Source organism: Verrucomicrobium spinosum DSM 4136 = JCM 18804 (assembly GCF_000172155.1).
GTDB lineage: Bacteria > Verrucomicrobiota > Verrucomicrobiia > Verrucomicrobiales > Verrucomicrobiaceae > Verrucomicrobium > Verrucomicrobium spinosum.
Window position 1 is genome coordinate 2,187,419 of the sequence record NZ_ABIZ01000001.1, and the last position, 26,654, is coordinate 2,214,072.

General features: G+C 60.4%; 27 protein-coding genes. 10 read left to right on the forward strand and 17 right to left on the reverse strand.

Annotation, left to right across the window (positions count from 1 at the left end; translation table 11 throughout):
* Positions 1-37 precede the first annotated feature (37 nt).
* A complete protein-coding gene (locus VSP_RS08555; RefSeq protein WP_009960036.1) occupies positions 38-685 on the reverse strand; it encodes a helix-turn-helix domain-containing protein in 648 nt (215 codons plus the stop codon).
* Positions 686-733: 48 nt separating this feature from the next.
* Complete coding sequence (locus VSP_RS34595) at positions 734-3,277, reverse strand: DNA translocase FtsK (RefSeq protein ID WP_009960038.1); 2,544 nt, start codon at positions 3,275-3,277, stop codon at positions 734-736.
* Between the two features lie 196 nt (positions 3,278-3,473).
* Here VSP_RS34595 and VSP_RS08565 point away from each other — a divergent pair, with 196 nt between their 5' ends.
* The 5 genes from VSP_RS08565 (at position 3,474) to VSP_RS34605 (ending at position 7,110) form a co-directional block, all read left to right on the forward strand.
* Positions 3,474-4,445, forward strand: coding sequence for a type I phosphomannose isomerase catalytic subunit (locus VSP_RS08565; protein WP_009960039.1), 972 nt, complete (start codon positions 3,474-3,476; stop codon positions 4,443-4,445).
* Between the two features lie 226 nt (positions 4,446-4,671).
* Positions 4,672-5,118, forward strand: coding sequence for a c-type cytochrome domain-containing protein (locus VSP_RS08570; protein WP_009960040.1), 447 nt, complete (start codon positions 4,672-4,674; stop codon positions 5,116-5,118).
* Between the two features lie 183 nt (positions 5,119-5,301).
* Positions 5,302-5,460 (forward strand): small basic protein, encoded by a 159-nt coding sequence (locus tag VSP_RS40810; protein ID WP_009960041.1) that lies wholly within the window; start codon positions 5,302-5,304, stop codon positions 5,458-5,460.
* A 9-nt stretch (positions 5,461-5,469) separates the two neighbouring features.
* The gene (locus VSP_RS39140; protein ID WP_081452461.1) at positions 5,470-6,567 is read left to right on the forward strand and encodes a pseudouridine synthase; all 1,098 of its coding nucleotides are present in this window, start codon (positions 5,470-5,472) and stop codon (positions 6,565-6,567) included.
* A 42-nt stretch (positions 6,568-6,609) separates the two neighbouring features.
* Positions 6,610-7,110 (forward strand): HD domain-containing protein, encoded by a 501-nt coding sequence (locus VSP_RS34605; RefSeq protein ID WP_009960044.1) that lies wholly within the window; start codon positions 6,610-6,612, stop codon positions 7,108-7,110.
* A 61-nt stretch (positions 7,111-7,171) separates the two neighbouring features.
* Here the strand turns inward: VSP_RS34605 and pdxA are convergent, their stop codons facing one another.
* Positions 7,172-8,209 (reverse strand): 4-hydroxythreonine-4-phosphate dehydrogenase PdxA, encoded by a 1,038-nt coding sequence (gene pdxA / locus VSP_RS08590; protein WP_198141348.1) that lies wholly within the window; start codon positions 8,207-8,209, stop codon positions 7,172-7,174.
* Positions 8,210-8,322: 113 nt separating this feature from the next.
* Here pdxA and VSP_RS08595 point away from each other — a divergent pair, with 113 nt between their 5' ends.
* The 3 genes from VSP_RS08595 to VSP_RS08605 all read left to right on the forward strand — a co-directional run bounded on the left by VSP_RS08595 (position 8,323) and on the right by VSP_RS08605 (position 11,107).
* Positions 8,323-8,811, forward strand: coding sequence for a GNAT family N-acetyltransferase (locus tag VSP_RS08595; protein WP_009960046.1), 489 nt, complete (start codon positions 8,323-8,325; stop codon positions 8,809-8,811).
* Between the two features lie 832 nt (positions 8,812-9,643).
* The gene (locus VSP_RS08600; RefSeq protein WP_009960047.1) at positions 9,644-10,165 is read left to right on the forward strand and encodes a DUF4142 domain-containing protein; all 522 of its coding nucleotides are present in this window, start codon (positions 9,644-9,646) and stop codon (positions 10,163-10,165) included.
* A 144-nt stretch (positions 10,166-10,309) separates the two neighbouring features.
* Positions 10,310-11,107: an SDR family oxidoreductase gene (locus VSP_RS08605; RefSeq protein ID WP_044133468.1), complete on the forward strand. Its 798-nt coding sequence runs from the start codon at positions 10,310-10,312 to the stop codon at positions 11,105-11,107.
* Positions 11,108-11,848: 741 nt separating this feature from the next.
* On the opposite strand, the gene VSP_RS08610 is transcribed toward VSP_RS08605, so the two are convergent.
* Genes VSP_RS08610 through VSP_RS08625 form a run of 4 tightly spaced genes read right to left on the reverse strand, consistent with a single transcriptional unit; the run spans position 11,849 to position 15,227 of the window.
* Positions 11,849-12,634: a creatininase family protein gene (locus tag VSP_RS08610; RefSeq protein ID WP_009960051.1), complete on the reverse strand. Its 786-nt coding sequence runs from the start codon at positions 12,632-12,634 to the stop codon at positions 11,849-11,851.
* Positions 12,635-12,672: 38 nt separating this feature from the next.
* Positions 12,673-13,410 (reverse strand): amino acid ABC transporter ATP-binding protein, encoded by a 738-nt coding sequence (locus tag VSP_RS08615; protein WP_009960052.1) that lies wholly within the window; start codon positions 13,408-13,410, stop codon positions 12,673-12,675.
* Between the two features lie 37 nt (positions 13,411-13,447).
* Entirely contained in the window at positions 13,448-14,212 is a 765-nt protein-coding gene (locus VSP_RS08620) for an amino acid ABC transporter permease (protein WP_009960053.1), read from the reverse strand.
* 49 nt (positions 14,213-14,261) lie between these two features.
* Positions 14,262-15,227 carry an N-acetylmuramoyl-L-alanine amidase family protein gene (locus tag VSP_RS08625; RefSeq protein WP_009960054.1) on the reverse strand — a complete coding sequence of 322 codons (966 nt, stop codon included), beginning with the start codon at positions 15,225-15,227 and terminating at the stop codon, positions 14,262-14,264.
* Positions 15,228-15,307: 80 nt separating this feature from the next.
* Between VSP_RS08625 and VSP_RS34610 the strand changes: the two genes are divergently transcribed.
* On the forward strand, positions 15,308-16,840 hold the full coding sequence (locus VSP_RS34610; protein WP_009960055.1) for a LysM peptidoglycan-binding domain-containing protein: 1,533 nt from the start codon (positions 15,308-15,310) through the stop codon (positions 16,838-16,840).
* A gap of 187 nt (positions 16,841-17,027) precedes the next feature.
* On the opposite strand, the gene VSP_RS08635 is transcribed toward VSP_RS34610, so the two are convergent.
* From VSP_RS08635 to VSP_RS08650, 4 genes are all read right to left on the reverse strand, one after another.
* A complete protein-coding gene (locus VSP_RS08635; protein ID WP_009960056.1) occupies positions 17,028-18,035 on the reverse strand; it encodes a 3-keto-disaccharide hydrolase in 1,008 nt (335 codons plus the stop codon).
* A 138-nt stretch (positions 18,036-18,173) separates the two neighbouring features.
* Positions 18,174-19,076, reverse strand: a complete 903-nt coding sequence (locus VSP_RS08640) for a transglutaminase family protein (RefSeq protein WP_009960057.1) — start codon at positions 19,074-19,076, stop codon at positions 18,174-18,176.
* Positions 19,073-20,155 carry an alpha-E domain-containing protein gene (locus VSP_RS08645; RefSeq protein WP_009960059.1) on the reverse strand — a complete coding sequence of 361 codons (1,083 nt, stop codon included), beginning with the start codon at positions 20,153-20,155 and terminating at the stop codon, positions 19,073-19,075. Before VSP_RS08645 ends, VSP_RS08640 begins: the two co-directional genes overlap by 4 nt.
* 87 nt (positions 20,156-20,242) lie before the next feature.
* The gene (locus VSP_RS08650; protein ID WP_009960061.1) at positions 20,243-21,694 is read right to left on the reverse strand and encodes a circularly permuted type 2 ATP-grasp protein; all 1,452 of its coding nucleotides are present in this window, start codon (positions 21,692-21,694) and stop codon (positions 20,243-20,245) included.
* A 114-nt stretch (positions 21,695-21,808) separates the two neighbouring features.
* Here VSP_RS08650 and eboE point away from each other — a divergent pair, with 114 nt between their 5' ends.
* Positions 21,809-22,984, forward strand: coding sequence for a metabolite traffic protein EboE (eboE, locus tag VSP_RS08655; protein WP_009960062.1), 1,176 nt, complete (start codon positions 21,809-21,811; stop codon positions 22,982-22,984).
* A gap of 215 nt (positions 22,985-23,199) precedes the next feature.
* On the opposite strand, the gene ruvC is transcribed toward eboE, so the two are convergent.
* The 6 genes from ruvC to VSP_RS34615 all read right to left on the reverse strand — a co-directional run bounded on the left by ruvC (position 23,200) and on the right by VSP_RS34615 (position 26,650).
* Positions 23,200-23,724 (reverse strand): crossover junction endodeoxyribonuclease RuvC, encoded by a 525-nt coding sequence (gene ruvC, locus VSP_RS08660; protein WP_009960063.1) that lies wholly within the window; start codon positions 23,722-23,724, stop codon positions 23,200-23,202.
* Positions 23,725-23,881: 157 nt separating this feature from the next.
* A complete protein-coding gene (locus tag VSP_RS08665) occupies positions 23,882-24,346 on the reverse strand; it encodes a DoxX family protein (protein ID WP_009960064.1) in 465 nt (154 codons plus the stop codon).
* Between the two features lie 37 nt (positions 24,347-24,383).
* A complete protein-coding gene (locus VSP_RS08670; RefSeq protein ID WP_009960065.1) occupies positions 24,384-25,064 on the reverse strand; it encodes a polysaccharide biosynthesis/export family protein in 681 nt (226 codons plus the stop codon).
* 84 nt (positions 25,065-25,148) lie between these two features.
* Positions 25,149-25,370, reverse strand: a complete 222-nt coding sequence (locus VSP_RS08675) for a hypothetical protein (RefSeq protein WP_009960066.1) — start codon at positions 25,368-25,370, stop codon at positions 25,149-25,151.
* Between the two features lie 24 nt (positions 25,371-25,394).
* Positions 25,395-25,631: a hypothetical protein gene (locus VSP_RS08680; RefSeq protein WP_009960069.1), complete on the reverse strand. Its 237-nt coding sequence runs from the start codon at positions 25,629-25,631 to the stop codon at positions 25,395-25,397.
* Between the two features lie 122 nt (positions 25,632-25,753).
* Positions 25,754-26,650 (reverse strand): sugar phosphate isomerase/epimerase family protein, encoded by an 897-nt coding sequence (locus tag VSP_RS34615; RefSeq protein ID WP_009960070.1) that lies wholly within the window; start codon positions 26,648-26,650, stop codon positions 25,754-25,756.
* Between the last annotated feature and the right edge of the window lie 4 nt (positions 26,651-26,654).

The following is a 26,654-nucleotide window of genomic DNA, read 5'->3' on the forward strand; positions in this document are numbered from 1 at the left end:
GTCTGCCCCGCATCCACTAATATATAAGCCTCTTGGGCTACTTGACCAGTTCGGCTTTTACCACCGGTGGGTCAGGGGCGACAGGGATTGCCTTTGGGGGGCTCACTGATGGCGGGGGCACTTGGAAGGTCTGCGTCGCCGTCTGGCGGATTTCACCCGACCTGGCGGCGACGGAATCGGACGGCTCGAGGTGATCAGTCGTCGCTGGGGCAGGAGGGGGCGCTTCCCGGTTCTGCTGGAAGGCTTGGGCTACCAAATAGGAAGCACCTAAAAGAAGTGTGATGGCGCAGGCGATGGCCATGGCCTTGAGTTCGCGCCCGAGGGGGTCTCTGGCCCCAATGGCCTTGTTGAGGGGGCGACCTGGGGTGGAGGTTCGGCGGCGAGCAAACGCGGAGGGCAACACCCACTCCGGAGTCCGTCGCAACCCAGGCAGGTCCGACTTGGAGTCTGGAGGGTGTGGAGCGGCCAGCCGGGCCAATGCCTCGCCAGCATCGACCTCCAGCCGGGCCGCGTAGGCCTTGAGGGACATCCGGACGTAAGCGATGCCGCCAAAGGTCGTGTACTCGTCGTTTTCCAGATCCCTGAGACGGGACACCGGGATACGGGTCTCATGGGCCAGATCGGCCAACGTGAGGTACTGGAGTTCCCGAGCCCTGCGAAGCTGCTGACCGAGAGTTGGGGACATGGGAGGGGAGGTTCCCTTGGGTTACGCGCGACAAGGCGTACTTGGCGGTCAGAGTTCCACAAGAATTTCGCGGGGCTTGGCCCCTTCTCCTGGCCCGATGATCCCACGCTCCTCCAAGATATCCATCATGCGGGCGGCCCGGGTGTAGCCGAGGCGCAGACGCCGCTGAATGAGGCTGGTGGAGGCCTTCTTTTCAGTGCTGATGACATCCAGTACTTTCTCCAGAATGGCTTCATCCTCAGGGGTGACTTCCTCCCCGCCTTCGCCGTCCATTTCGTCAAAGCTGTCCGCCAAGGTGGCCTCGAAGACTGGTTTGCCTTGGGCGCAGGCGTGATCTACAAGGTCGTGCAGCTCGTCGTCGGTCACCATGGTGCCCTGGGCACGGATGAGCTGGCTGGTCCCGGGAGGGAGGTAGAGCATATCCCCTTTGCCCACGAGGCGGTCGGCCCCTTTGCGGTCCAGAATGACGCGGCTGTCGAGCGCCGAAGCCACCTGGAAGGCAATTCGGGAGGGGACGTTGGCCTTGATGATGCCGGTGACCACGTCAGCGCGGGGCGTCTGGGTGGCGAGAATGAGGTGAATGCCGGCCGCACGGGCCTTCTGGGCGATACGGGCGATGGCCACCTCAATATCGGCGGGGGCCGTCTGCATGAGGTCTGCCAGCTCGTCCACAATCACCACGATGTAGGGCATGGAGTCTGGGATCTCGAGCTCGGGCTCCTTGCGCTTGGGCGGCTCCGAGCTGCCTGCCCAGACGGAGGCGTCCGTGGTGTCAGTGCGGAAATCTGGCTCCTCCTCCATGGGATCGTAGTCGTCCGGCAGGACGGGCGCGGCAGCGGGAACGGGCACTGCTTTGGCCTTGTTGCCAGCACCCACCCGTGACGTGGTGCGGGGCGAGGACTTGCGATTGTTGAAGGTCTCGAAGTTGCGGCACCCTTCCTGGGCGAAGATCTGGTACCGCTTTTCCATCTCATTCACCACCCAGCGCAGGGCCAGGAGGGCCTGCTTGGGATCGGTCACTACGGGCAGGGCGAGGTGGGGCAGGTCTTTGTAGCCCTGCATTTCCACGACCTTCGGGTCGATCATGATGAACCGGAGCTCATCCGGCGCGAACCGGCAGAGGAGGCTGGTGATGATGCTGTTGATGCAGACGGACTTCCCTGAACCGGTGGCCCCAGCGACGAGGAGGTGCGGCATGGTCGCCAGATCGGCGATGATGGCCTTGCCGTACACGTCTTTGCCCAGTGCGAGCGGCAGTTTGGCCTTGCCCTTCTGAAACTCGTCGTCCTCCAGGAGTTCCCGGATGGGCACCACGATCTTGTCGCGGTTGGGGAGTTCGATGCCCACGGTGTCTTTGCCTGGGATGGGGGCCAGGATGTTGAGCCGCTCCGCTTTCGTGGCGCGGGCGATGTCGGCCTCCAGGTTGGCGATGCGGCTGACGCGGAGACCTTCGCTGGGATAGACCTCATAGCGCGTGATCGCAGGCCCCTTGGTGATGTCACCCGGGGTGACATTGATCCCAAAGGTGGAAAGGGTCTTGATGATGTTGCTCTGGGTCTCGCGCAGGATGGCCTCGTCCGCAGGGGTGCGAGCCTTCACTTCCGGCCACTGCAGCAGGTCCAGCGGCGGCACCGAGTAGCCCTTGTAGCGGGCGGTGAGGCTGGCAGGCTTGGCAAAGAGCGCCCGTTCATCCTTCTGAGCCTGCCGCTTCTGCCACACCTCAGCGAGCTGTGGCTTGGCCTTGGGCTCTTTCGGGAAAGAGGAATCGATGATCTTCGGCAGAGGATGCACCTCCGGCAATTCCAGCTGTGTGGCGGGGCCAGAGGGGAACTCCTTCTCTTCCTCATCGTCCAGCATCGCGGCGGCAGCAGCTTTCTTCCGCCCTCTGGTCTTGGCAGGCGGAGGGGCGCTAAGGGGCAGGATGGCTTCTTCTTCCGCTTCCAGACGACGGCGCTGGCGCTCGGTCCACCAGTTCACAAACGCGCGGCCCGCCATGTCCTTGCCCTGCACCAGGACCTGCACGGGGTGCATACCGGTGACAAAGATCATCCCAACAAGGTAAATCACCCCCATTACGAGAAGGGAGCCCACTTCGCCCAAAATGCCGAGCAACAGAATGCCCGCCACCACGTGGCCGAGGCCGCCGCCCGCGCCATAGGGGGTGACACGGTGATTGTCCCACTCCCAGAAGTTCTGGAGGTACAGGATGCCTGCTCCACAAACGATCATGAGGCAGAAGCCCACCCAGGAGCGGAGAGTGATCTTGGTATGGGAGGCCAGCTTGCAGACGCCGAACCAGGTGAGGCAGGCGGGGATGATGTAGTTCGCACCCCCGAACATCCAGAAAGTGTAGCCCGCCATCACGGCCCCCAGGCGACCGATGAGGTTGTGCGCCATGGGGGTGGCCGTATCACTCAGGGCCAGGTGACACCAAGTGGGAAGATCCGCTGGGTCATAAGAAACCAGCGCCAGAAAGTAAAAAAGGGCCGCAACGATGAACAGAAACCCGACCGACACATGCCACGTGGGGCTCTCAGCGGGCGGCTCGGTGGAGCGGCTGCGGGTCTGGCGCTGAGGGGTGCGGGCGGACATGGGCGGGGCAGGGGACCAGGAAAGCAGCGGTTCCGGTGAAAATTAGCGGTGAATTCTAAACGATCAATCTTAGTAGAATTTCCGGAGTTATTCAAGGGGGGAGCTAAAACGAGTCGAAACTAGCTGGCCACCGACAAATCCGAACGACGGCCGGGAAGGGGGTTGACCCCTCCCAAAGACCCGGTAACCGTATTGAATGATCGCGTCCCATGAACTTTCCGTTTTGCAGTTCGCGCCGATTTATCAGGAACGGGTGTGGGGGGGGCGGAATCTTGAGCGCCTCTATGGCCGCCACCTTCCTGAGGCGGGCCCTCCCTACGGAGAAAGCTGGGAAATTTGTGATCGGGAAGAGGCTCAGAGTGTGGTGACCGCAGGTCCTCTGCAAGGGTGGAGCCTGCATGATCTCTGGACGCAAGCCCGGAATGAAGTCTTCGGCTTTGCCTATGCCGGGCATTCCTCGCCGCGGTTTCCGCTGCTGATCAAGATTCTGGATGCCCAGGAGGATCTCTCCATGCAGGTGCACCCAGATGATGCTTCCGCGGCCGGGGTGGGTGGGGAGGCCAAGAGCGAGGCATGGTACGTGACTCACACCCAGCCGGGTGCCACCCTGTATGCGGGCATGCGTCCCGGCACCACCTCAGAGATATTTAGGCAGGCCATGGTGGAGGGTTCGGTTGCTGAGCATGCGCTCTCGCTGAAGGTCGCCCCTGGGGATTGCCTGGCGGTCCCGGGCGGCACGCTGCACGCCATTGGAGCTGGGGTCGTTATTTTTGAGATTCAGCAGAACAGCGACACGACCTACCGGGTGTTTGACTGGAATCGCTTGGGGCTGGATGGCAAGCCCCGCGCCCTCCATCAAGAGGAGGCCATGAAGGTGCTCCATTTTGACGCTGAGCCGCCTGATCTTCAGAAACCGCAAGGGGGCCGCCTGCTGGACTGGCCCTACTTTAAGATCGACCGCTGGGAGATGACCAAGTTCGAAGGGCGCTCCGTGATCGGCCGTTCCCGTTTCAAGATCGGGGCGGTGGTGGATGGGGAGATTTCCTGGCGCAAGGGGAATACCATGAAGGCAGGGGACTTCTTCCTGGTGCCTGCCTGCCTCGGGGACGAACAACGACAATTCAAATGCACCAGTGCGCGGGCGACGTTGTTGTGGATCTCCCTCTGAGTGGGATTGCCCATCGGAGAGTGGAACCGCGAAGCCAAACCCAGCAGCGCAAGGTGCTTTGTTCCGGCAGTCTTGATGATGCAGGGCAGGCTGCCCACTTGATCCCTGTGTTCCTGACCGGGTGCCACCCGCGAGGGGAATTTGTCCGGGATTGTGGTTGAGTGGTCCTCTTTTGCTTGACCGGGTTGGTACTGCGTGATGAATTTCGGGGAACACTTGATTTTTCATGAAGAAACCAGCCATTATCTTGTTCGCCGCCAGTGCTTTTGGCGGGCTCGCCCTGCTTGCCCAAACTCCCGCTGCACCCGCCGGGGGGAAGGTGGACTTCGAAAAGGAGATCTACCCGATCTTCAAGACGAAGTGCCTGAAGTGCCATGAGACTGAGCACACGGATGCCACGGGCAAGCTGAAGAAGCCCAAGGGTGGTCTGATTATGGACACAGTGGAAGGCTTGAAAAAGGGTGGCAAGGAGTCCGGGGAGAAGACCCTTGTGGCAGGCAAGGCCGCCGAGAGCGAGCTCTACAAGGTGACGACGCTGCCCGTCAGCGACGAGATGGCCATGCCCCCAGAGGGCAAGGGCGACCCGCTCACCGATGCAGAAAAAGAACTGCTGAAGAAGTGGATCGACCAGGGTGCTGATTTTGGTGCCTGGAAGGGTGCTCCGGCCAAGTAATTTTTGGAACGACTCCAAGTATTTTAAGCTGCCCGGTCTCTGGAAACGGAGCCGGGCAGTTCTTTTTTGGGTTCCCGGGATACGTGAAAGAAAACCAGCATTCGTCTCACAAATGCCTTGCGCCTGCCCCGCACCAGGTTAACCTCCCGACCCTCTTTTTAACGGCAAACCTTTTACTCAGCCATGTCCCAGCATCGTAGTCTCAAGTCTTCCGGTGGTTCCGTCGGCACCAAGCGCAGCGTCCTCAAGCGTGGCGAACGTATCAAGCTGATGAAAGCCCGTGGCCAGTGGAATGAAGGCCGCAGCCTTTACAACCTGCCCAAGACCAAGCCGGAAGCTTAATCCCGCCGAGTGCGTCTTAATCGCTATCTCAGTTCCTGCGGTCTTGGTTCTCGCCGAGGCTGCGAGCAGTTGGTTCGCGATGGCAGAGTCATCCTGAACGGGAAGATCTGCACCAATTTGTCCACCACGGTCACGGACTCCGATGACGTCGTGGTGGATGGAAACAAGGTCCGCCCTCACAAAGGGGTCGTGATTGTGCTGCACAAGCCGAGAGGTCTGGTGTGCAGCCGCCGCGATGAACGAGACCGCGACACGATTTACAGCCTTCTCCCAGAGAAGTTTCATACCCTGCATCACGTAGGGCGTCTGGACAAGGAGAGCGAAGGCCTCCTGCTCATGACCAACCGCGGGGAAGTCTCCCAGCGGCTCCTGCACCCCAGCCAGGGCGTGGAGAAGGAGTACGAAGTGATCCTTGAGACTCGCTTCGACCCTGAGAACCTCACCCGGCTCACCAAGGGATTCCACACCGAAGACGGTTATGCCAAGGCGGAACGTGCCTGGATGATCGGCGACTACAAGATCGGCATGGTGCTGAAGCAGGGGCTCAAGCGACAGATTCGCATGATGCTCTATTTCCTCGGCTACGAGGTGAAGCGCCTCGTGCGAGTGCGCATCGGCAATCTGGCCATCAAAGGCATCCTCGAAGGCAACTGGAAGGAGCTCAGTGACAAGGATGTGGACAAGATGCTCCTCAATCCGCTGGCCAAAGACCGGCCGAAGATGAGCAAGCCGAAAACGGCCTCCGTCCGCAAAAGCCTGGAGATTCACCGCCAGAAGGAAGCCAAGCGCAGCAGCCGAAAGACTGGTGCGCGGAAGCGGACTGGCGGCACGAGCCCGGCCTCTGGGGCGGGTGCGGGTAGCAGCTTCGGTGGTGATCGTGGCCAAAGTGCTGGCGAAGGCGCTGCGCGTGGCCCTCGTGGTGGGAGTATCCGTGGTCGTGAACGTGATGGAGGTTCCAAAGGTTCCAGGGGTCCCAAAAGTGAAAGCGGCCCAAGAAGTGGCAGCAGTCCCAGGGGCGGTCGTGACGGTGACAGCAGCGGCCGTGGCGGCAAAAGCGGTGGCACCGGCCCGACCGGGCGTCGTCGTTCGCCCCGGCGTGAGGTCTGATTTTTTTTCCGGCAAAGTTGTCGGAAATGGAGAAGTTGATGCATGAGTTCCCTCGTGCCCTTTGATGCCCTATGGAAGCGGGTGATTGCGGAATGCGCGCCCAAGTGGATGTCAGTCCACGGGCCGGATCACTGGCGGCGGGTGGAGCGGAACGCGCTGATTCTTACCACCCAGACCGGGGCGGACGTTGATGTCGTGCGGCTGTTCGCCTTGTTCCACGATTCCCAACGGCTGAATGATGGCTTTGATCTGGAGCATGGTCCCCGGGCGGCGGTGTATGTCCGCAGTCTGCGGGGGCCTGCGTTTGAGCTTCCGGACGAGGCTTTTGAGAAGCTGGTGTATGCCTGTGAATGGCATACGACGGGATTGCATCATGTGGATCCCACGATCGCGACCTGCTGGGACGCGGATCGCCTGGACCTGGGCCGGGTGAGTATCATCCCCAATGAGAAATTCATGAGCACAGCATTCGGGAAGGAGATAGCCAGGTATGGCTCGTTGCAGCCTTGGGCGCATCTGGCACCTCCGATCTTTGGATCGTAGTCCCAAGTTCCTCTTTTCCCAATCTGGGGCTTTAGCTCGTCAGGATGACCGAGGCCCGCGATCACTCTGCCTGGCGTAGTGTCGAGCCGTGTGTCTCTCTCTGGCCAGCAAGCCTTACCGCCAGCTTGACCGCGTGGCTCATGCTGCCCGCGTTGGCCTTACCCTGCCAGGCGATGTCCAGGGCGGTGCCGTGGTCCACGCTGGTGCGGATGACTGGCAGACCGAGGGTCGTGTTGACGGCGTTGTCAAAGGCCAGTGCCTTGACGGGGATGTGCCCCTGGTCGTGATACATGCAGACGAAGGCGTCGGTGCTGCGACGTTTCCACGGGAGGAAGGCGGTATCAGGAGGCAACGGCCCCTCGACATCCAGACCCTGGGCGCGGGCGGCTTCGATGGCGGGGATGATGATGCGCTCTTCCTCACGGTTGCCAAAGAGGCCGTGCTCCCCGGCGTGAGGGTTCAAGCCACAGACCACGATCTTAGGGGCGCGACCCCGGATCTTCTGAAGCGCTTCCGCCGTGAGTTCGATCACCTCCAGAATACGCTTGAGGGTGAGCAGCGCGGGCACCTCCGCGTACCCGCAATGCACGGTGACAAAGGTGCAGGTAATTTCCTCAGAGTACTGCATCATGCACCACCGGTCGGAGGATGTGCGGGAGGCGAAGATTTCCGTGTGACCGGGGAAATGGATGCCGGCCATGTGCATGGCCTCCTTGTTCAGCGGGCCCGTGGCCACGGCAGCGACCTCACCAGCCAGGGCGGCATCGATGGCTAGGTTCACATACCCATAGGCGGCAGCTCCAGTGTGAGCACCGATGATGCCAGGTGTCACCGAGGATGGGTTCACTTCGCCGAGGTCCAGGATCGCGGGAGTATCCAACGTGGTGTGCGCCTGTGACCACGCATCCCTTGGGATCAATCTGGCTGGGATGGGGAATCCTGTGGCCTTGGAAACTCTCTCCAAAATGGCAGCACTGCCGAAGATGACCGGGGAGCACTGGGAGGTGACTTCCTCATTGGCGAGCAGTTGCAGGCTGACCTCCGGACCGACGCCGGCGGGGTCGCCCATGGTGATGGCGATGATGGGTTTTCTGGACATGAGCGGGGAGTGCGTCGGCACCAGTACACTCCATGGCAGGGGGCGCGCAAGGGAGGCCATGCTGCTCCTTGTCACAGGGGGGAATCTGCGTCAGGCTCAAGCAACCTTTTCCTATGCCCACTCTGAGACTTGCCCGGCGCGACGACCTCGGTGCCATCAACGACATCTACAACCACTACGTGCTGCACTCAACGTGCACCTATCAGACCGAGCCCTCCACGCTGGAAGAGCGGCAGGCCTGGTTTGAGGTGCACGGCGTTCGTCATCCGGTGACGGTGTTGGAGGAAGAGGGCCGGGTCATTGGCTGGGGTGCCTTGAATAAGTTTCACCCCCGGGCAGCGTATGGGCACACGGTGGAAAATTCCGTCTATCTGCATCACGATCAGCAGGGGCGCGGGTTGGGGAGTGTATTGCTGGCGGACTTGATGGATCGGGCAGCGCAACTGGGGCACCACGTGGTCATTGCGGTCATTGATGCCAGCCAGGCTCCCAGCGTGGGACTGCATGCCAAGTTTGGCTTTGTGCAATGTGGCCATTTTCGTGAGGTCGGGTTCAAGTTCGGCCAGTGGCTGGATGTGGTCTATATGCAGAAGGTGATTTAGGTGGGGGGGGCGGGAGCGGGAGTGATGGAGTGATGGAGTGATGGAGTGATGGAGTGATGGAGTGATGGAGTGATGGAGTGATGGAGTGATGGAGTGATGGAGTGGGCTTCTGGGAAGCTTGGGGAGCGCACGCATCTTGCGTGCTGTTCTCGGCATCTTGCCGGGAACGTCAGTCAGGGCGTTGTCGCGAAATGCACGTCCATATGGGAATGTGTCGTCGCTGCTGGAAATGGTAGAAGAGCCGTCCCGGCTCTTGGCTTTGGAAGAGGGAGACGTCGATCAATGACTGATGGCCATGGAGATGCAGAAGGCACCGGGCTGGGCGCAAGTCTTGTCGCCCTCCCCACCTGATCACCTTCTCCGGAGATACCCAGGGTCTCCGTCCACTTCGTGGCCTTTGCTCCTGGGCTGGGCTCTGAGGGCCTTTCAGGCACCAAACCCGCTCCGGAGACTATCAACGGAGGACCGACCCGCCAAGGAACCGCCTCCAGGGCGTTCGAATGCGATGTTGCACGAATGTTTGGTTGCGCCTCACGAGGCCCCCCGCTGACTGACGTTCCCGGCAGGATGCCGGAAACAGCACGCAAGATGCGTGCGCTCCCCAGGCTGCTCCCCCGGCACCCCTTTTCGTGCATTACCCTGAGTCAGCCATCAGGTTTAAGGAATTGACGAAAATGAGTTGATAGAAGGTTCTGTTTTACTGGGCATCTATTGTGGCTGGCAACCAACAGGCCGCATTCCAAAATTCTGGGATTAGATCCATCCGTGTGGAGTCAAGAGAGCGATCCCCCAGTGTTGTCGATGACGTCAACAACACCAAACAAACTGACCCATGAAAATACTGACCCTACCCACCATCGCCGCAGCCCTGTTCGCCGGTTTTGCCATGCTTGCTACCGCCTCTGCTGAGGAAAAGAGCGCTTTGAGCGCTGCTGACCAAACGTTCGTGAAGACTGCCTCCCAGAGCGGAATGAGCGAAGTGAAGGTCGCAGAGCTTGGAGTGAAAAAGGCCGAAAACTCCGAGGTGAAGTCCTTCGCTGAGATGCTGGTCAAGCATCACACCGAGGCCAACACCGAACTTGGCAAGCTGGCCGAGGCCAAAGGAGTGCAACTCTCGGCCTCCGCACCGGCAGAAGCCGCTGACAAGGTCCAAGGCCTTGAGAAACAGAGTGGCAAGAACTTCGACAAAGAGTTCCTGCAAGGCTTGATTTCAAGCCACAAGAAGTCCATCAATAATTTTGAGAACGTCTCAGCTGAATCGAAGGATAGCGAGCTCAAGTCCTGGGTGGACAAAACCCTGCCGACTCTGAAGGCGCACCTTGAGCAGGCGCAGGCATTGGAAGCCAAGTACTAACGGCTCCAACGAAGTCCCGCAGCGTCTGTGGGCTTTCGAGAATAAATCCCCGGCCCCCTTGCTGATCCCTATTTGTGATTGGTGAGGGGGTTTTTTTGAAGGGAAAGGGATCCTCCCCAAACAAAAACACAACCCACTGAGATCATGGTTATTCCTACAGACAGCTTGAAGGGAAAGGTAGCTGTGGTGACGGGTGCCGGTTCTGGACTGGGCAAAGCCACTGCAAAGGTCCTGGCACATGCCGGGGCCAGGGTGCTGGTGTTGGGGCGTACCGCAGAGGAGATTCAGTGCACCGCAGAGGAGATCCATCACGGTGGCGGCGAGGCCATGGCTATCGAGGCAGATGTGGCCAAGGATGCAGATGTGAAGGCTGCCATGGCCCGGGCGGTAGGGACGGAGGGGCGAATTGACGTGGTATTTGCCAACGCCGGGATCAATGGCGTCTGGGCACCCATTGAGCTGATTGAGGAGAAAGAATGGGATGAGACCCTGGCCATCAATCTCAAGGGGACCTTCCTGACGATCAAGCATGCCCTGCCTTTCATGAGGCAAGAGGGCGGTTCCGTGGTGGTGACCGCTTCGATCAATGGTACTCGCATTTTCAGCAACTCAGGAGCAACGGCCTATGCGTGCTCCAAGGCGGGGCAGGTGGCGCTGGTGAAGATGCTGGCGCTGGAACTGGCGCGCCATCGCATTCGGGTGAATGTCATTTGTCCTGGAGCGATTGAGAGCCGGATCGATGAGTCAACTGAGAAGCGGGAGCTGGAAGGGATTCACCTCCCGGTCGAGTTTCCGCAGGGGAATGTGCCCCTGACGGGAGGCGGGGCGGGGGCTGCAGGTCAGGTGGCAGAGCTGGTGTGGTTTCTGGCTTCTGACCTTTCATCGCACATTACGGGGACCGAGGTTTATATTGATGGGGCGCAGTCGTTGTTGCAGGGGTGAGGGGGAAGGAATTAGAAATTAGAAATTAGAAATTAGGAATGATGAATTAGGAATGATGAATTAGGAATGATGAATTAGGAATGGGGGCACGAGCTTCAAGCTCCCTCCTGGTGCGGCCTTGCTCGTGACTCGTGGCTGCGTTTGTCAAAACGCGGTCAGAGGCGTTGCTTGCACCTCAAGGCAGCAAGCCATCCTTTACGGTCGCCTGCACCCACGCATTCTTACGAATGCGTCCACGAGCTTCAAGCTCCCTCCTGGTGCGGCCCTGTTCGTGACTCGTGGCTGCGTTTGTTAAAACGCGGTCAGCGGCGTTTCTTGGACCTTAGGGAAGCAAGCCATCCGTTACCGTCGCCCGCACCCACGCATTCTTACGAATGCATCCACGAGCATCGAGTTGCCTCGTGGTGCGGCCCTGTTCGTGACTCGTGGCTGCGTTTGTTAAAACGCGGTCAGCGGCGTTTCTTGGACCTTAGGGAAGCAAGCCATCCGTTACCGTCGCCCGCACCCACGCATTCTTACGAATGCATCCACGAGCATCGAGTTGCCTCGTGGTGCGGCCCTGTTCGTGACTCGTGGCTGCGTTTGTCAAAACGCGGTCAGAGGCGTCGCTTGCACCTCAAGGCAGCAAGCCATCCCGCATGGTCGCCCGCACCTACGCATTCTTACGAATGCGTCCACGAGCTTCGAGTTCGCCCTCGTGATCGGTGTCCACTTCAGGGATGAATTGCAGAAAAGCCCGCGTTACCGCTCATACAAATCCGTCGCATCTGCCGCAGCGAGTTCGACCAAATAACTCGCAAGACGGCTGGAGAGCAGGGCGGCGTATTGGGCGCCTTTTTCCGCGGTGGATGCCGCTGGCGTGCCGCTGCCGGTGTCTTGGGTGGCCTGGGTCCAGGCACGTTGTGCCCAGGCCCATTTCTCCTTCATGGCCTGGAGCTTCCAGGCGTTGGCTTTGCCGTCGCCCCAGGTCTCTTTGGGCAGCACCAGCTCGGGATGAAAGTGGAGCATGAGGCTGGTCTCGCGTTCGTCGGCGTGATCCCCGAGCACGTCGAAGATGCCGGCACCGCTGTCGATATTGGGCCAGAAGACGGTGCTGAGAAAGATCTGGGGCCACTTGGCCTGGAGCTCCCGGAGCATCTGCTTGAAGTCACTTCCTCCGTGCCCGTTAAAGACCACGAGCTTGGGGATGCCTACGCCGACCAGGGAGGCAATGACATCATTCAAAAGCGCCAGCTGGGTGCTGGGGTTCATGTTGATGCAGAAGGGGATGTCGAGCTGACCCGTCTGCACGCCGAAGGGGATGTTGGGCAGGATGGCCACCTTGGCCCCTTGTTCCCAGGCCTGGCGACCGGCTTCAGAGCAGAGGGCGACGTTCTGAAAGCTGTCGGTTCCGTAGGGAAGGTGCCAGTTGTGGGCCTCGGTGGCGCCCATGGGGAGCACGGCCACCTCATACTTGGTGGACTGGACCTGCTTCCAGTTGGTCTCGGCAATGATCCAGGGGCGGGGGGCGGAGGATGAGGTGGACATGGCAGGAAGAGATTGGCGGGCCGACAGGCTGTGGGTGCCTACCGGTAGCGAGTGAGGGATTCCAGGAAATGACGCGCCAGGTCGGTTCCGGGCTGCTCGAAGAACTGGCTGGCAGGTGCCGACTCGACGACAACACCGTGGTCAAGAAACACCACCCAGTCTGCAACCTTGCGGGCAAAGGTGATCTCATGCGTGGAGAGCACGGTGCGCTGGCCGTCTTCCGCCAGACGGAGGATGAGGTCGAGCACCTCCTGTGTCATGACGGGATCGAGGGCTGAGGTGGGCTCATCCAGCAGGAGCAGGCCGGGCTTGGGAGCGATGGCGCGGGCCAGGGCGACGCGCTGCTGCTGACCGCCGGACATTTCTGCGGGCCGCTTCTTCACATGCTCGGCCAGGCCAAACTTTTCGAGCGTCTCATGGGCCTGGTGAAGGGCCACCCGGGCGTTGATATCGTGAACCTCCCGCAGCGGCAGGGCGACATTTTCCTCGGCGCTGAGGTGGGGAAAGAGGTTGAAGCTCTGGAAGACGAACCCATTGCCGCGTCGCTGTTTGAGCATGGCCTCGTCTGTCCAACCCAAGGCAGTTCCGTTGATGTGGATGCTGCCTGAATCGGGAGTGAGCAGTGAGCCGAGAACTCGAAGCAGGGTGGACTTGCCGCTGCCCGATGCCCCCAACAGGACGAGGCAGTCCACATCAGCGGGCACCTCAAATGAGGCTCCGTCGAGAGCGACGTGGCTGCCGTAGCGTTTGACGAGCTGGCTGACCTGAATATGCATGCAGCGAAAGGTGGTGGGGCGGAAGCGGCAGCGTGACCTAGGTTTCAAACTTGTAGCGTTCCTCGATCCGACGGGTCCACCAGGAAAGGGGGATGGTGAGCAGGATGTAAAGCACGGCCAGGGGGATGAACCCCTCCAGCGCCGTGTAGGCCTGGGCATTGGCGGCACGCACCATCTGCGTTAACTCCTCGACGCCAATCACGCTGAGGAGGGAGGAGTCCTTGATGAGCGAGACCATCTGGCCGGCGGTGCCCGGCAGGGCGCGGCGGAAGGCCTGGGGAAAGATGACAAAACGCCAGGTCTGCTGCTGATTGAAGCCCACCGCGCGAGCGGCCTCCAGCTGGGAGGCACCGATGGACTCCCAAGCACCGCGGAAGATCTCGGAGAGGTAGGAACTGTGGAACAGTGCCAGGAGGCAGACCCCGGGCAGCCAGGGCTTGGCGATGCCGAGGGCATTGGCCACGCCATAGTAGCCGATGAGCAGCAGCACGAGCAGCGGGGTGCCCCGCACGAGCTCCACACATCCCCGGCAGGCCAGACGCACGGGGATCCACCGGCTGCGCTGGCCAAACATGAGAAGCAGCCCCAAGGGGACGCTGACCATGAGGGCCAGTGCGGAGACTACGACGGTAGCGCCCCAGCCACGGAGAATGAGCCACCGCCACTTCCACAGGGATTCCCAGTGCCAGTTGTACTTGATGGCGTGGAAGACGAACCAGATTCCGAGAAGCATTCCCAAGCCCAGAAGGAGGTTCCAGACAACCTCTGCGAGAAGGGTTCGAGGTTTGGATTCTGGGGTCATGAAGGAAGGCGGGGCACGGTGAAGTTGCCCCGGCGGATGGTCAAGCGATTCAAGGGGGAGGGGGCTCTGGTGCCGGAGAGGCATCCGCTGCCACGGGGGGCGCGGCCCCTGGCGAAGGGGTTCCTTCAGCCGGGGTGACCGGCGCTTCCGGCGTAGCAGAGTTTTCCGGATCAGGTTTGGGCTCCGGTTCCATGGCGGGGTCCTGTTCGTCCACCAACACAGGTGGGGGCTCAAACCGCAGCCCCCGCCGGGGATTCATCTGGATGGCGCGCAGGTACTGCACGACGCCGTTGGCGACGGCTCCGATTACGCCGTCTTTGTACCCGTTGTCCGTGAAACAGAGCGACTCTGCCTGATGGGTGAGGTAGCCGCACTCCACAAGGATGGCGGGGCATTCAGTCTGCATCACCACGATGAACTGGCAATCCCGCACATTCCGATCCGGTGCGCCGGTGGTACGGCAGACCCGGCTGTGAACCATTCCTGCGAGCCATTCACTGCGCACGTCTCGCACCGGGATGTCATGCCTCAAGCCCAGTAGCTCTCTGAGAGGGGCCATGCTGAACAGTTTTTTGCGAGAGCTGTAGTAGGTCTCGATCCCGTGAGTCTCAGCCGACTTGGCATCCGCATTGAGATGGAGGCTGATGAAGACTGCCGCCTTGGCCTGGTTTGCCACCTCGCAACGCTCCTCCAGGGTCAGGTAGGTGTCGTCTTTTCGGGTCATGAGCACCTGACAGCCAGCCTCCTGCAGGCGTTTCTCCAGGCGGAGCGCCAGATCCAGGGAGATTTCTTTTTCCAATTGGCCAAAGCCCTGAGTACCCCCGTCGATCCCACCGTGGCCGGCGTCCACCACGACCAGAAATGGCAGCGGATCCGCTGCGGCCGCCTCGCTGAGCTGCTTTACGAGCCGTTCTTGCTCGTCGTCCCAGCTTTTTTCCACCATCCACAGGCAGACAACTGCCCCCAGCAGAGCGCTGGACGACAGGAACAGGCGGATGGCACCTCCGGGTGACATGAAGGGGGGAAGACTTAAGCGCGATGGGAGCTTACAAAATTTCCGGTGGATTTGATGATTAAATTTTATAAAATGGTCTCATGCGTCCGCCTGGTCTCCACCTTTGCGGCATCGTGGCTCTGGCGTTCATGGCCAGCCCGATTCATGCCGCCAGCAAAAGCTCCTCTGCCAAACCCAAAACCCCGGCGAAGAGCAGTACGGTGAAGGCCGATACCGCGAAGTCGAAGTCTGGAAAGGACTCCGACGCGAAAGAACATGTCGTGAAAAAGGGGGAGACGCTCTGGAGCATCTCCCAGAAATACAGCACCAGCGTGGGCGAGGTGATGGAGCTCAACAAGCTGCCCAAGGAGTATGTGCGGGAGGGCATGAAGCTCAAGATACCGCCACGCGGCGGGTTGGTGGACCCCCGTACGGAGCGGCGCAAGGTCCACGTAGTGGATGATGAGGAGACGTTTTGGAGCATCGCCGGGGCATACAACATCTCCCCGGAGGCACTGGCCAACGCCAACCCGAATGTGAACCCCAACCGGTTGCACCCGGACATGGAGCTCATCATCCCTCCTTCCGACGGGAGTAAAACGGCCAAGCCAGGCGTGCCGCTGAAGCCAGCCGTGACCCTGAAAGATCCCGATGGCCAGAGTCCGGCTGACAAGCCGCCTGTGAAGCCTGGTGAGGTGAAGCCGATGACCAAGCCTGCCAGTACGGCGCTGGCGAACTCCTCCCCTGCCTCGGGCAAAGAGTATGTCATTGAAGAGGGGGACACCTTTTACGCTTTGGGCCGAAAGTTCGGAGTGCCCATGGAGGCCATTCTGGCGGCCAACCCTCAGGTGGATCCCCGCCGGATGAAGAACGGAACCAAGATCGTGATCCCTGAGAAAGTGGACAAGCCGGTCAAGCCGCCCACAGGGACAGCTCCCGCAGAGGAGGGGCATGCGGGCTCCAAGCCCGGCGTGACGGAGCCAGTGCCAACTACCAAACCTCCCACAGCCGCTCAGACGACGGTGGCCAAGATCACGAAGCCGCTGCCGTCCATTCCTGGACCAGAAACATTGCCCATCCCCAAGCCGAAAGTGACCGCCCTGGCCTCTGAGCAGGTGAAAAAACAGATCGTCAATCCCGTGAGTGACAAGAAGGGGACGAATGGCAATACCTCGCCGGTGGTGATTGCGGCTCCAAACGTGCCGCCGCCAGCACCGTCAGAGACCAAGCCGACGGTGAATCCACCTGCATCGGGATCGGTAGACGCACCGCCCTCCGCGCCTGTGATGGCCAAGGCTGACAAGCACGAGGAAAAGACCTCAGACGAGCACGCTCCGGTGGCGAACAAGGGAAGTGATGCGTCCTCTTCACCACTCCCGCCCGCTGCGATCAAGACCGTCCCTGCCTCTATCGGCACTCATGAATTGGCCTCAGGCAAACGACAGACCAACACGGTGGGCAGCGATGGCGTGATCCGCTCCTATATTGTGAGCGATGGGGAATCCGAGGGCACCATCTGTGAGGCGTTTGGGATCTCCAAGGAGCAGCTCTATGAGTACAACCGCCTGCCCGCCTCGGCGCGTCTGAAGGCGGGCGATGAGATCATGATTCCCCGGGTGGCGAAGATCCGGTGAGTCAGGGGTGGAAGACGCTTTTTTGAGACAGGATTGACAAGATTTTGAAGGATTAACAGGATTGGGATTGGGGTGAAGATGAGGGTGTTTTCAGAGTCCTGACGGGGGAATGAAAAGTCCTGAGTACGGCGGCGAAGTTGCCGGGCACCCAGGACCTCAGGTCTTCTGTCTTCTCGCGCAGCGGGCCCTACTTCTTCACGACCCAGATGTTTCGATAGCGCACCGGGTCGCCGTGGTTCTGGAGGTGGAGGGGACCGGGGCTGGCGTCCTCTGGGAGCTTGGCTCCGCCAGTGACTTTGGGCAGTTCTTGATCTTGATGGATGACCACGCCGTTGTGCTTCACGGTCATCTTGGCGTTGGCGGTCTTGTTGCCGGAGGCGTCGAATTTGGCGGCGGTGAAGTCGATATCGTAAGTCTGCCAGGTCAGAGGCGGGAAGCACATGTTCACCTTGGGTTTGGCGATCTTGTAGAGGCCGCCGCACTCGTTGTCCTCACCGCTCAGACCGAAGCTGTCGAGCATTTGGACTTCGTACCGATGCTGAAGGTAGAGCCCGCTGTTGCCACGCTTCTGGCCGCGACCCGTGGGCGTGTAGGGCAGACGGAACTCAATGTGGAGGGTGAAATCCTGGAACTTTTCTGTGCTGGTGGCTCCTTCCATGAGAAGTCCGTCTTCTGTCACGCGGGAACCGGCGAAATCGTTCTTGTCCTTGCCGCTGAAGAGAACCACGGCACCTGCGGGTGGGGCGGCTTCCAGAGTGGGAGAGGCGCGTTGCACGCGGGAGAGTTCGAAAACCTTCTCTCCGTCCTTGGAGTACACCGCGATGGAGCTGCCATCCACAGTGCCCTGGATATCACCGGTGTCGGCTTCGAAGGTCACGGTATTTTGGCCGGCTTCACGTTGACCTGCAGTGCGGGTCACCTTGCTGGTGTCCCCGTCCCAGCCATCGCCAGGAAGGCCGCCGGGATAACTGATTGCTTCAAACTTGCCTTCGCCCAAGGCGATGATCTGAGCCCCAAACTTCTTGCCATCCTGCTCTCCTGCATATTCGCCTTGGATCGGGAAGTCTTCATCCGTCTTGTCCGGATCCGCATAAGCCTTGGGCGGCGGCGGCTTGGGAGCGTCTTGCTTGGGGGCCGGCGTTTGGGCTTGGAGGGAGAGAGCAGCCAGGAAGGGCAGAAAGTGAGTGAGGCGCATGGGCGGAGGAGTGAAAAGTAAAAAGTAGTAAGTGAAAAGTGAGGAACCACTGAAGTATGCCAAACGCATCTTGCGAGGTTGTTTGAAGCTCAACTTTTCACTTTTTACTTACCACTTTTCACAGCGTCGCCCCGCCCCTCAGTCCTCCACCCGCCTAATCTGCACCTCCACGCACAGTTCCCGGGTGCCCTTGCCACGGAAGGTGCCGCTCACGGGCTTGATGTCCCCGTAGTCCCGACCGACGGCGAGCTTCACATACCGGGTGTCGGGGACGCGGTTGTGAGTGGGGTCGAAGCCCTTCCAGCCGTAGCCGGGCAGGTACACTTCCACCCAGGCGTGGCTGGCCTCGATCTCGTCCGGAAGTCGGTTGGGATTGAAGAAATAGCCGCTGATGTACCGGGCGGGAATGCCGTGGCTGCGGCACATGCCGAGCATGACATGGGCGAAGTCCTGGCAGACACCGCGACGGCTCAGCACCACCTCGGCGGGGCGGGTGTTCACCGTGGTGGTGAAGGGGGTGTAGGTGAAGCTCTTGTAGATGTGACGACCCACGGCGAGCGCATCGTGCCACAGGTCGCTTACCCCGTTGGGGAGAGCGTCGATGGACTCTCGCCAGACTTCTTTGTCCAAGGAGACAAAGTGGGAGTCATTGAGGAAGTCGAAGTAGTCCTCCACCTCGGCATGGTCCTTCAGGGCAGAGGGGGGATTGACCGCTGGAATAGGGCCGCGGGTGTCCGCACAAGTGGCGACACGGGAGAAGGCCTCCACTTCGAGCCGCGCATGCTTCTGCGGCACGTCAAAGTAGTGCACACAGTTGCCGTAGAAATCCGGGTAGTCTCGCAGGCTGGTGGCCGTGGGCTCGACTCTCAGATGGAATTCCCGACATTCTTGGGCAGTATCGCTGACCGGCTGGAGGCGAGCTTCATTGAAGCTGTCCCAGACATCATCGTGGTAGTCGTAGCGCGTCAAATGGCGGACGCTCAACAAGAGAGGGTCCGTCCATTCATCGTCCTGGGTGCTGCCTTCGGCGGGATCACTCATGCCGCCGGCTGTTGCTGCTGCTGCATCTCCTGCTGATGCAGCCGGATCTCCGCCTCCATGTCAGTGGGGGGATGGTACATGAACTCCTGATAAATGAAGTCATCCAGGTGGTCGATGGTGCTTTGGATGTTCCCGAGGAACTCGTGCAATCCGAGATTAAAAACGTCGTCGATGCTGAGCGTCCGCATGTCGCCGAGGAGTTTCTCAAAAGCCTCCTCCTCCGGGGTGTTGCAGACGCCGTTCTCCGTCTCGGTGAGGAGATGAAGGTACTGGTAGAGCCGCTCCAGGCTGTAGCGGATGGAGCGGGGGAAGGATGGGGAAAAGATGAGAAACTCCGCCACTTTCCTGGGCAGAATGTCCGACATGTGGAAGCGCCGGTACGCCTCCAAGGCGCTGGCAGAGCGCAACACGGCCTGCCACTGGGCGGCATCCACGGCACCACCGACATCCGACACGCTGGGGAGCAGGATGTGGTACTTGATATCCAGGATGCGGGTCGTCTTGTCAGCACGTTCCAGGAACTTGCCGAATTGGATAAACTCGTAGCCCTCATTCCGGGAGAAGGTGGAGTTCGTGAGCCCCTGGAAGAGGTGGGAGTACTTCTTGATCTGGTCGTAGAACTCGTGGGCACCGCTGTCCCAGATCTCGCGGGCGTTCTTCGACTTCAGGAAGAGGTAGCACTCGTTGAGCGCCTCGAACATCTCCAGCGAGATCTGATCACGGATCTGGCGGGCGTTTTCGCGGGCGGCAAAGAGGCAGGAGATGACCGAGTTGGGATTCTCCTCCCGGAAGGTCATGAACTCGGTGACGGTGCGGCTGTTCGCCACCGTATAGTGCTTGAAGAACGTCTCCTCATCTCCTGCGGAGCGGAGAATGGGGAGCCAGTGCTCCTTGAGCTGCTCATCATCCAGATGGGAGAAGTCCAGCATGAGCTGGAGGTTCACATCCAGCAGGCGCGAGATGTTCTCGGCCCGCTCGATGTAGCGGCTCATCCAGTAGAGAGAGTTTGCCACCCGCGACAGCATGATTTCGCTGCCGCGATGCGTGGTGACGGGGAGCTGGGGAAGGGGAAGGGACATGCGAGGTGGTGAAGCGCTGGGAAAGGCGGGAGATTCAAGACCTGGGCAGACAGGTCTTCGGTAGCGGAATGGAGGTCGGGGTCAATCTTATTCGTTGTCGTGGAGGACCCAGGTATCCTTGGAGCCGCCCCCTTGGGAGGAGTTCACCACTAGCGAACCCTTGCGGAGGGCCACCCGGGTGAGGCCGCCAGGGGTCACCTTGATTTTCTCGCCAAAGAGGATGTAGGGGCGCAGATCCACATGCCGGCCCTCGAAGTCATCCCCCACCCAGGTGGGGTGGCGGGAGAGAGAGATGGGAGGTTGCCCAATGAAGTTGCGCGGATTGGCGATGATGTTTTTGCGGAAGTCTTCAATCTCCTCCTGCGTGGCCCAGGGGCCCATGAGCATGCCGTAGCCGCCTGCTTCGTTGGCGGACTTCACCACCAGCTTCTCCAGGTTTTCGAGGATGTACTTCCGGTCCTGGGGCTCGCTGGCCAGATACGTATCCACATTCGGTAGAATGGGATCCTCGCCCAGGTAGTACTTGATGATGCGGGGGACGAAGTAGTAGATGACCTTGTCATCCGCGATGCCGGTGCCGATGCTGTTGGCCAGGCTGACGTTGCCAGCGCGGTAGGCGTTGACAAGTCCGGGTACTCCGAGCAGGGAGTCTGGACGGAAGACGGAGGGGTCCAGGAAGTCGTCGTCGATACGGCGGTAGATGACGTCCACCGGCATGAGACCCGCGGTGGTGCGCATATACACCTTTAGATCACGGACGAGGAGATCGCGGCCTTCCACGATCGGGATGCCCATCTGGCGGGCCAGGAAGGCATGCTCGAAGTACGCGCTGTTGTACACGCCGGGGGTGAGCAGCACGACGTTGGGCTTGTCGCTTCCGATATTGTCCGGGGTGACGTAGTTGAGCACCTTGCGGAGATCGGCGGCGTAGTTGTCCACCCCACGAACGCCAGCGGATTGGAAAAGGTTGGGGAAGGCGCGCTTCAGGGCGGCGCGGTTCTCCAGCATGTACGAGGCACCCGACGGGCAGCGGAGGTTGTCCTCCAGCACGAGGTATTCTCCATCGCGACCGCGGATGAGGTCGGTGCCGCAGATGTGGACGTAGATGTCCTTGGCCACATTGCAGTTCATGAACTCACGCCGGAAATGCTTGGCCCCAAGGATGTAGTGGGGCGGGATGACGCGGTCGCGGAGGATCTTCTGCTCGTGGTAAATGTCGTGCAGAAACATGTTCAGCGCCTGGATGCGCTGAATGAGGCCTTTTTCCACCCTCTCCCATTCTGCCGCGGGTATGACCCGGGGCATGAGGTCGAAGGGGAAGATGCGCTCCGTCCCCTGGTTGTCATTGTACACCGTGAAAGTCACGCCACCGCGCATGAAGGCGAGGTCCACGGCCGTCTGCCTTCGATGGTAGTCTCCCGCGTCGAGTCGCTGCATCCGCTCGAGCACCTTGCGGTAGTGAGGTCGCACAGCGGCTTCCTCGTCGAACATTTCATCAAAAAAGTTTTCCTTATCGTAGCTGTCCAGCAGCATGGGCATGGGAGGAGGGGTGCGGGTTAAATGTATTTAACGGAAAGCAAAAACGGGGCCAAGTCCGAAAATGGATGTCTCTTCCGATCTTGAGCGGCGGAACTGACTGGCTAGAGTGACCCCATGCACCTCCAACACGGCATCCACCTGGGCTACTGCACGAACATTCACCGCGGCGAAACTTGGGCACAGACCTGGCGCACCCTGGAGGACTATACCCTGAGGGTGAAGGATCGCGTGGCGGGAGGCAAGCCTTATGGCATCGGATTGCGGTTGGGGGACCAGGCTTCCCGGGAGCTGGCTGAGCCCTGCCAGCTGGCGGAGTTCCAGGAGTGGCTGGAGAAGCACAACTGTTATGTCTTTACCATCAATGGATTCCCCTATGGTAATTTCCATGGCGCGCGGGTGAAGGAACAGGTCTTCAAGCCGGACTGGACCTCCAAGGATCGGCTGGAATACACGAACCGGTTGTTTGACATTCTCTCCCAGCTCCTGCCCAAGGGCATGAGTGGCAGTGTGAGCACGCTGCCGGGTTCACACAAGGAGTTTGGCATTGGCATTGAGGAATTGGAAGCAATCTTCGCGAACCTCAAGGCCTGTAGTGAGCACATACAGAGCATCTGTGACCGCACGGGTCAGGATCTGCACCTGGGCCTGGAGCCAGAGCCCCTGGGGCTGGTGGAGACAAGCGGGGAGCTGCTCAAGTTCTTTGGCCTCTATGTGGACCAGTACCCGGGGGATCGTACTTTCCTGAAACGGGTGGGGGTGAACTACGACTGTTGTCACCTCGCAGTCGAGTTCGAGGAAGCAAATGAGGCGCTCAGCCGCATCCACGATGCCGGCATCCGCCTGAGCAAGCTGCACCTGAGCTCCGCACTCAAGCTCAAGCCCACGCCGGAGAATCTGGACCGCCTGAAGAGCTTCGATGAGCCGGTGTATTTCCACCAAGTGGTCATCCGTGAAGGCGACACTCCCCTCCGCCGTCTGCGCGACATCCCCAATGCCATGGAACTGGCCGCGAGCATGCCGTATGAGATCGGCGACGAATGGCGCGTGCACTTCCACGTGCCGCTCCACGCCGAACCGAGCGGCGGGTTCTCCGACACCAAGGACCACATCCTCGGTGCCCTGGACTGGCTGGCGAAACATCCCACCGCCTGCCAGCATCTGGAAATGGAGACCTATACCTGGGAAGTGCTGCCCGAGGAGTTGCGCACGGGGGATGTGGTGGACCAGTTGAGCGCGGAGTATGCGTGGACGCTGGGGGAACTGGGGAAACGCGGATTCAGTGGGCAGTAGGCAGAGGGCAGTGGGCAAGGTGTTGGTCGATCCAACCCAAATGGAGATGATATCAGCTTGCTATGTCATCTCGCCACTCCATCCGGCGGGACGCTGGGAGCACGCACCGGCGGGAAGCCGGTGTCACCTGTGGTGTTAGCAAGCTCTGGGGATGCTTAGGTTGAGATGGGCGTCCAACACCTTGCCCACTGAGAACTGCCTACTGCCCACTGAACTCAAGCCCGCTCCCTCTCCCGTCCCACGCTCAGGGCCCCCGCAGTTGCTTGAATATGCGCCAGGCCCACGGCCAGGGCATCGGCGGCATCAGAGGGCGGGGTTTCACGCAGGCGGAGCATGGAGCGCATCATGAAGGCGACCTGTTCCTTGGCGGCGGCCCCTTTGCCCACGGCAGCCTGTTTCACTTCGCGCGGGGCGTAGTCGTAGATGGGGAGGCCGTGTTCGGCAGCGGCGATCAAGACCGCGCCACGGACGCTGCCGAGGGTGATGGCGGTCTTGTAGCTCTGCACGTAGATGGTGGATTCAACCGCGCAGGAAGTGGGGCCGAATTTCTTGATGACCTCGCTTAGCTGTTCTCGAATCGCGACAAGGCACCCGGAGGTGAGGAGTTTGGCGGGATTCTGAATCACGCCATAGGCCAGTGCCGTGGTGGTGCGCCCCTCATGCTGGAGAACAGCCCAGCCGGTGTTGCGAAGCGCAGGATCGACCGCGAGAATGCGGACGGGGGCGGCTGGGGTGGACATGTGGAATGGAACTCGAAGAGGAGAACTTAGACAGAATTGACGGAATTAACAGAATTCCACTGATCTGAGAGGAGCTAATTCAGGTATGCAGCGGGCCGATGTGGGTTGGTCCACATCGGCTGTCCAAGTTCTAGGAAAAGACGAAGACCGTTTCCACTCAGAGATAGATCGCCTTGCGCTGTTTCTTGCCGCGAGAGAAGAGGGCGTCCACGGAGAGCCAGCCGGGTCCCTTGATAATGAGCGTGATGGCGATGAGCAGGAAAAGGATGCACGACTCGGCACCGAAGCTCTGGCCCACGCGATTGCACACCCAGAGGGCACCGAGCGTGACAGGGATGAAGGCGACGGAGGCGAACCGGGTGAAGAACCCGAGGATCCAGCACACTGCGGTGAAGATCGCTGCACCGGCAGCGAAGGCGGCGAGGACCTTCGGGAGGGGGAGGCCGGACTGCTCCACCACGCCAATGACTTCCCAGGGTTCCTGGTTCCAGACGGCACCCCAAGCCAGGAAGGCGTGCTGCCAGGCGTGCATGTAGAGCAGGGTGAGCCCTGCACCGATGCGCAGAGGGATGACGTCGATCAACGGCTGCTCTGGGCTGCCGGGGGCGGTTTCGTAAGGCATGCCGAAAGGGGGGGTGGGGGTTGCGCAGAGATACGGATCAGAGCGAGTCTGAGAACGTCACAATATCGCCTGGCTCCAGCGGGATTTCCGAGTTTAGATAGTTCACGTGAAAGGCGCGCTGGCCATTGCGTGTGACATACACGGCCGTGGCAGTCGGATCGCCGGTGCGGCCGCCAGCGTAGCGGAGCACCGAGGCAGGGGTGGCTCCCTCAACAAATTGAATGATGCCGGGCTGCTTCACAGCGCCGCGAATGCTTAACAGAGGGAGGTCTTCCACCCGGATGACCTGCACGTTGATGAGAGACTGGCCACGTTGACGGCGAAAGGCGCTCTCCAGCGGCAGCACCGCCTCATGCAGGCGCAGGCCGCCCAGCTTGACGGTGCCGTACTTGCCCAGATCCACCAGACCGCTTTCGTCCACCATCACGCGACCCACGAACATTTTGCTGGGGGAGATTTGGCCAGCATAGGCGGCAATCTCGAGGGTGTGTCCTGCACTCAGCGGTTGATTGAGCTGGAAGGGCAGGGAGGGGTCATCGGAAGGAGCCGTGCTGTCGGTGCCGACAAAAGGCACTTTGACCTTCATGTCGGGCAGCTTGGGCATGGAGACCTTGGGAAGCTTCTCCAAGGTGCCACAGGCAGAAAGGGCGAGTGCCAGCGGCAGGCTGAGCAACGAGAGCGGAGAGAGGGGGCGAAGCTTCATGCGGTCCGTCATCATGGACAGACTTCCCCGGGTGACAAGCAGAACTGTGCACCCCGTTCCGCTCGGGGAATCACAGAACAGGCGGATCCAATGGGGGGATCAAGCGCGAGCAAGCTTTTCCATGCCGAGCTGCATCAACTGCGCGGCGAGCTCCGGCGTGTAGCGCAGGATGTCGTGGGCAAGGATCTCGAGGTCGAACATGCTCGGCTCGCTCTGGAGACGAGGCTCGAAGGTGAGATCGGCAGCGGCCAGCATGCCTGACTCAACTTCCGGCGTAAACTGAAGCACCGGAGGAAAGGGGGAGCAGAGTTCCTTGTTCATGAGTGTGGTGGTGATAGGGGAAATTTAAGCGCTCGCGATCTGCACCTTGCCTTCACCCGTGGAGACCCACTCTTTCGGTTTCAGGAGCCCTTTGAGGACCAGCTCCTGAATGGAGTTGTTCAGCAGGTGTTTTGCAACGTCCTGCGGACTTCCCCCACCGAAAATACCCTGCACGGAAAGCACTTCGAGATAGTGCTTGAGCTGGGGCGTGACCGAGATGGTCATGCTTACCGTTTCAACCGTGTTTGCGGGCCGCGCCATGAGTTAAGGCCGGTAAAAACCGGATATTAACCGTGTTTTTACCAGACCTGCGGAATTCCGCAAGTATTAATGGCGTTTAAATGGGGATAATACCGGTTCTTTGGGAGGTTTAAACGGGGTTCTTAACTGGGGGCTGTTTTTGAAAGTCGTTCAGGCTGAAAGATGGATCGCAGATGGCGAAGGTCAGACTGCATGTCCTGGACCACTCCATGGGGGATTTTAATCCCTTCCATATGGATCCAGCCGCGGTAGTTAATTCCGTCCAGCGCCTCTTTCACCCGGGTGAAATTCATGCTGCCTTTGCCATATAAATCGTCGTAGTCCTTGGCGTGGACCTCGCAGATGCGCTCCCGGCCGAGGCGCAGGATGGCAGCGTGGATGTCCTCGCTCTCCTTCTGCATGTTCCCCACATCATAGTAAACCTTAATGGCGGGCGACTTCACGGCGTCGAGGATGCGCTCCAGATCGGCGACCTTGAGCCAGGACTCGATCCCGTAGGTGATGCCGGCGGCCTCGGCCGTGGGGGCCAGGGCCTTGAGGCGGGAAATCGTGGCAGCGATGCCAGCCTCATCTTGGCGGAGATCCCCTTTTCCGAAAAAGGCGAGGAGCACCACCGGAGTCTTGAGCTTCACGGCCACGGGCACGCTGTCCAGCACCCACTTCTCGGCGCTGGCCTCACTCTTGTAGGCGATGGAATTGAGCACGCCAAGGGCGAGGGAGGGGATGGCAATTCCCGTCGCTTGCGATTTGGCGAGAAATTCCTCCTGGAGCTTGGGATCATGTAAAGGGAGGGAGCCATCGGCCGCGGGCGTGTGGCCAAAGTCCACCTGCACGCCATCGAGACCGATCTCCTTCGCCACGTCGAGCGAGGCGGGATTGGCCGTCTGGCGCAGGGTCCAGTCGCAGGCACCAATGCCGGTGAGCTGGCATTTGCCGCCTGGAGCGGCGACACCGTGGGCATTCCAAGCGCCCAAGACGGGCAGCGTGGCAAGGCTCTGGACAAAGTGACGGCGTCTCATCCTT

Coding starts and splice junctions, on each gene's coding strand:
- VSP_RS08555 (WP_009960036.1), bottom strand. CDS start 685: ATGTCCCCAACTCTCGGTCAGCAGCTTCGCAGGGCTCGGGAACTCCAG.
- VSP_RS34595 (WP_009960038.1), bottom strand. CDS start 3,277: ATGTCCGCCCGCACCCCTCAGCGCCAGACCCGCAGCCGCTCCACCGAG.
- VSP_RS08565 (WP_009960039.1), top strand. CDS start 3,474: ATGATCGCGTCCCATGAACTTTCCGTTTTGCAGTTCGCGCCGATTTAT.
- VSP_RS08570 (WP_009960040.1), top strand. CDS start 4,672: ATGAAGAAACCAGCCATTATCTTGTTCGCCGCCAGTGCTTTTGGCGGG.
- VSP_RS40810 (WP_009960041.1), top strand. CDS start 5,302: ATGTCCCAGCATCGTAGTCTCAAGTCTTCCGGTGGTTCCGTCGGCACC.
- VSP_RS34605 (WP_009960044.1), top strand. CDS start 6,610: ATGAGTTCCCTCGTGCCCTTTGATGCCCTATGGAAGCGGGTGATTGCG.
- pdxA (WP_198141348.1), bottom strand. CDS start 8,209: ATGTCCAGAAAACCCATCATCGCCATCACCATGGGCGACCCCGCCGGC.
- VSP_RS08595 (WP_009960046.1), top strand. CDS start 8,323: ATGCCCACTCTGAGACTTGCCCGGCGCGACGACCTCGGTGCCATCAAC.
- VSP_RS08600 (WP_009960047.1), top strand. CDS start 9,644: ATGAAAATACTGACCCTACCCACCATCGCCGCAGCCCTGTTCGCCGGT.
- VSP_RS08605 (WP_044133468.1), top strand. CDS start 10,310: ATGGTTATTCCTACAGACAGCTTGAAGGGAAAGGTAGCTGTGGTGACG.
- VSP_RS08610 (WP_009960051.1), bottom strand. CDS start 12,634: ATGTCCACCTCATCCTCCGCCCCCCGCCCCTGGATCATTGCCGAGACC.
- VSP_RS08615 (WP_009960052.1), bottom strand. CDS start 13,410: ATGCATATTCAGGTCAGCCAGCTCGTCAAACGCTACGGCAGCCACGTC.
- VSP_RS08620 (WP_009960053.1), bottom strand. CDS start 14,212: ATGACCCCAGAATCCAAACCTCGAACCCTTCTCGCAGAGGTTGTCTGG.
- VSP_RS08625 (WP_009960054.1), bottom strand. CDS start 15,227: ATGTCACCCGGAGGTGCCATCCGCCTGTTCCTGTCGTCCAGCGCTCTG.
- VSP_RS34610 (WP_009960055.1), top strand. CDS start 15,308: ATGCGTCCGCCTGGTCTCCACCTTTGCGGCATCGTGGCTCTGGCGTTC.
- VSP_RS08635 (WP_009960056.1), bottom strand. CDS start 18,035: ATGCGCCTCACTCACTTTCTGCCCTTCCTGGCTGCTCTCTCCCTCCAA.
- VSP_RS08640 (WP_009960057.1), bottom strand. CDS start 19,076: ATGAGTGATCCCGCCGAAGGCAGCACCCAGGACGATGAATGGACGGAC.
- VSP_RS08645 (WP_009960059.1), bottom strand. CDS start 20,155: ATGTCCCTTCCCCTTCCCCAGCTCCCCGTCACCACGCATCGCGGCAGC.
- VSP_RS08650 (WP_009960061.1), bottom strand. CDS start 21,694: ATGCCCATGCTGCTGGACAGCTACGATAAGGAAAACTTTTTTGATGAA.
- eboE (WP_009960062.1), top strand. CDS start 21,809: ATGCACCTCCAACACGGCATCCACCTGGGCTACTGCACGAACATTCAC.
- ruvC (WP_009960063.1), bottom strand. CDS start 23,724: ATGTCCACCCCAGCCGCCCCCGTCCGCATTCTCGCGGTCGATCCTGCG.
- VSP_RS08665 (WP_009960064.1), bottom strand. CDS start 24,346: ATGCCTTACGAAACCGCCCCCGGCAGCCCAGAGCAGCCGTTGATCGAC.
- VSP_RS08670 (WP_009960065.1), bottom strand. CDS start 25,064: ATGATGACGGACCGCATGAAGCTTCGCCCCCTCTCTCCGCTCTCGTTG.
- VSP_RS08675 (WP_009960066.1), bottom strand. CDS start 25,370: ATGAACAAGGAACTCTGCTCCCCCTTTCCTCCGGTGCTTCAGTTTACG.
- VSP_RS08680 (WP_009960069.1), bottom strand. CDS start 25,631: ATGGCGCGGCCCGCAAACACGGTTGAAACGGTAAGCATGACCATCTCG.
- VSP_RS34615 (WP_009960070.1), bottom strand. CDS start 26,650: ATGAGACGCCGTCACTTTGTCCAGAGCCTTGCCACGCTGCCCGTCTTG.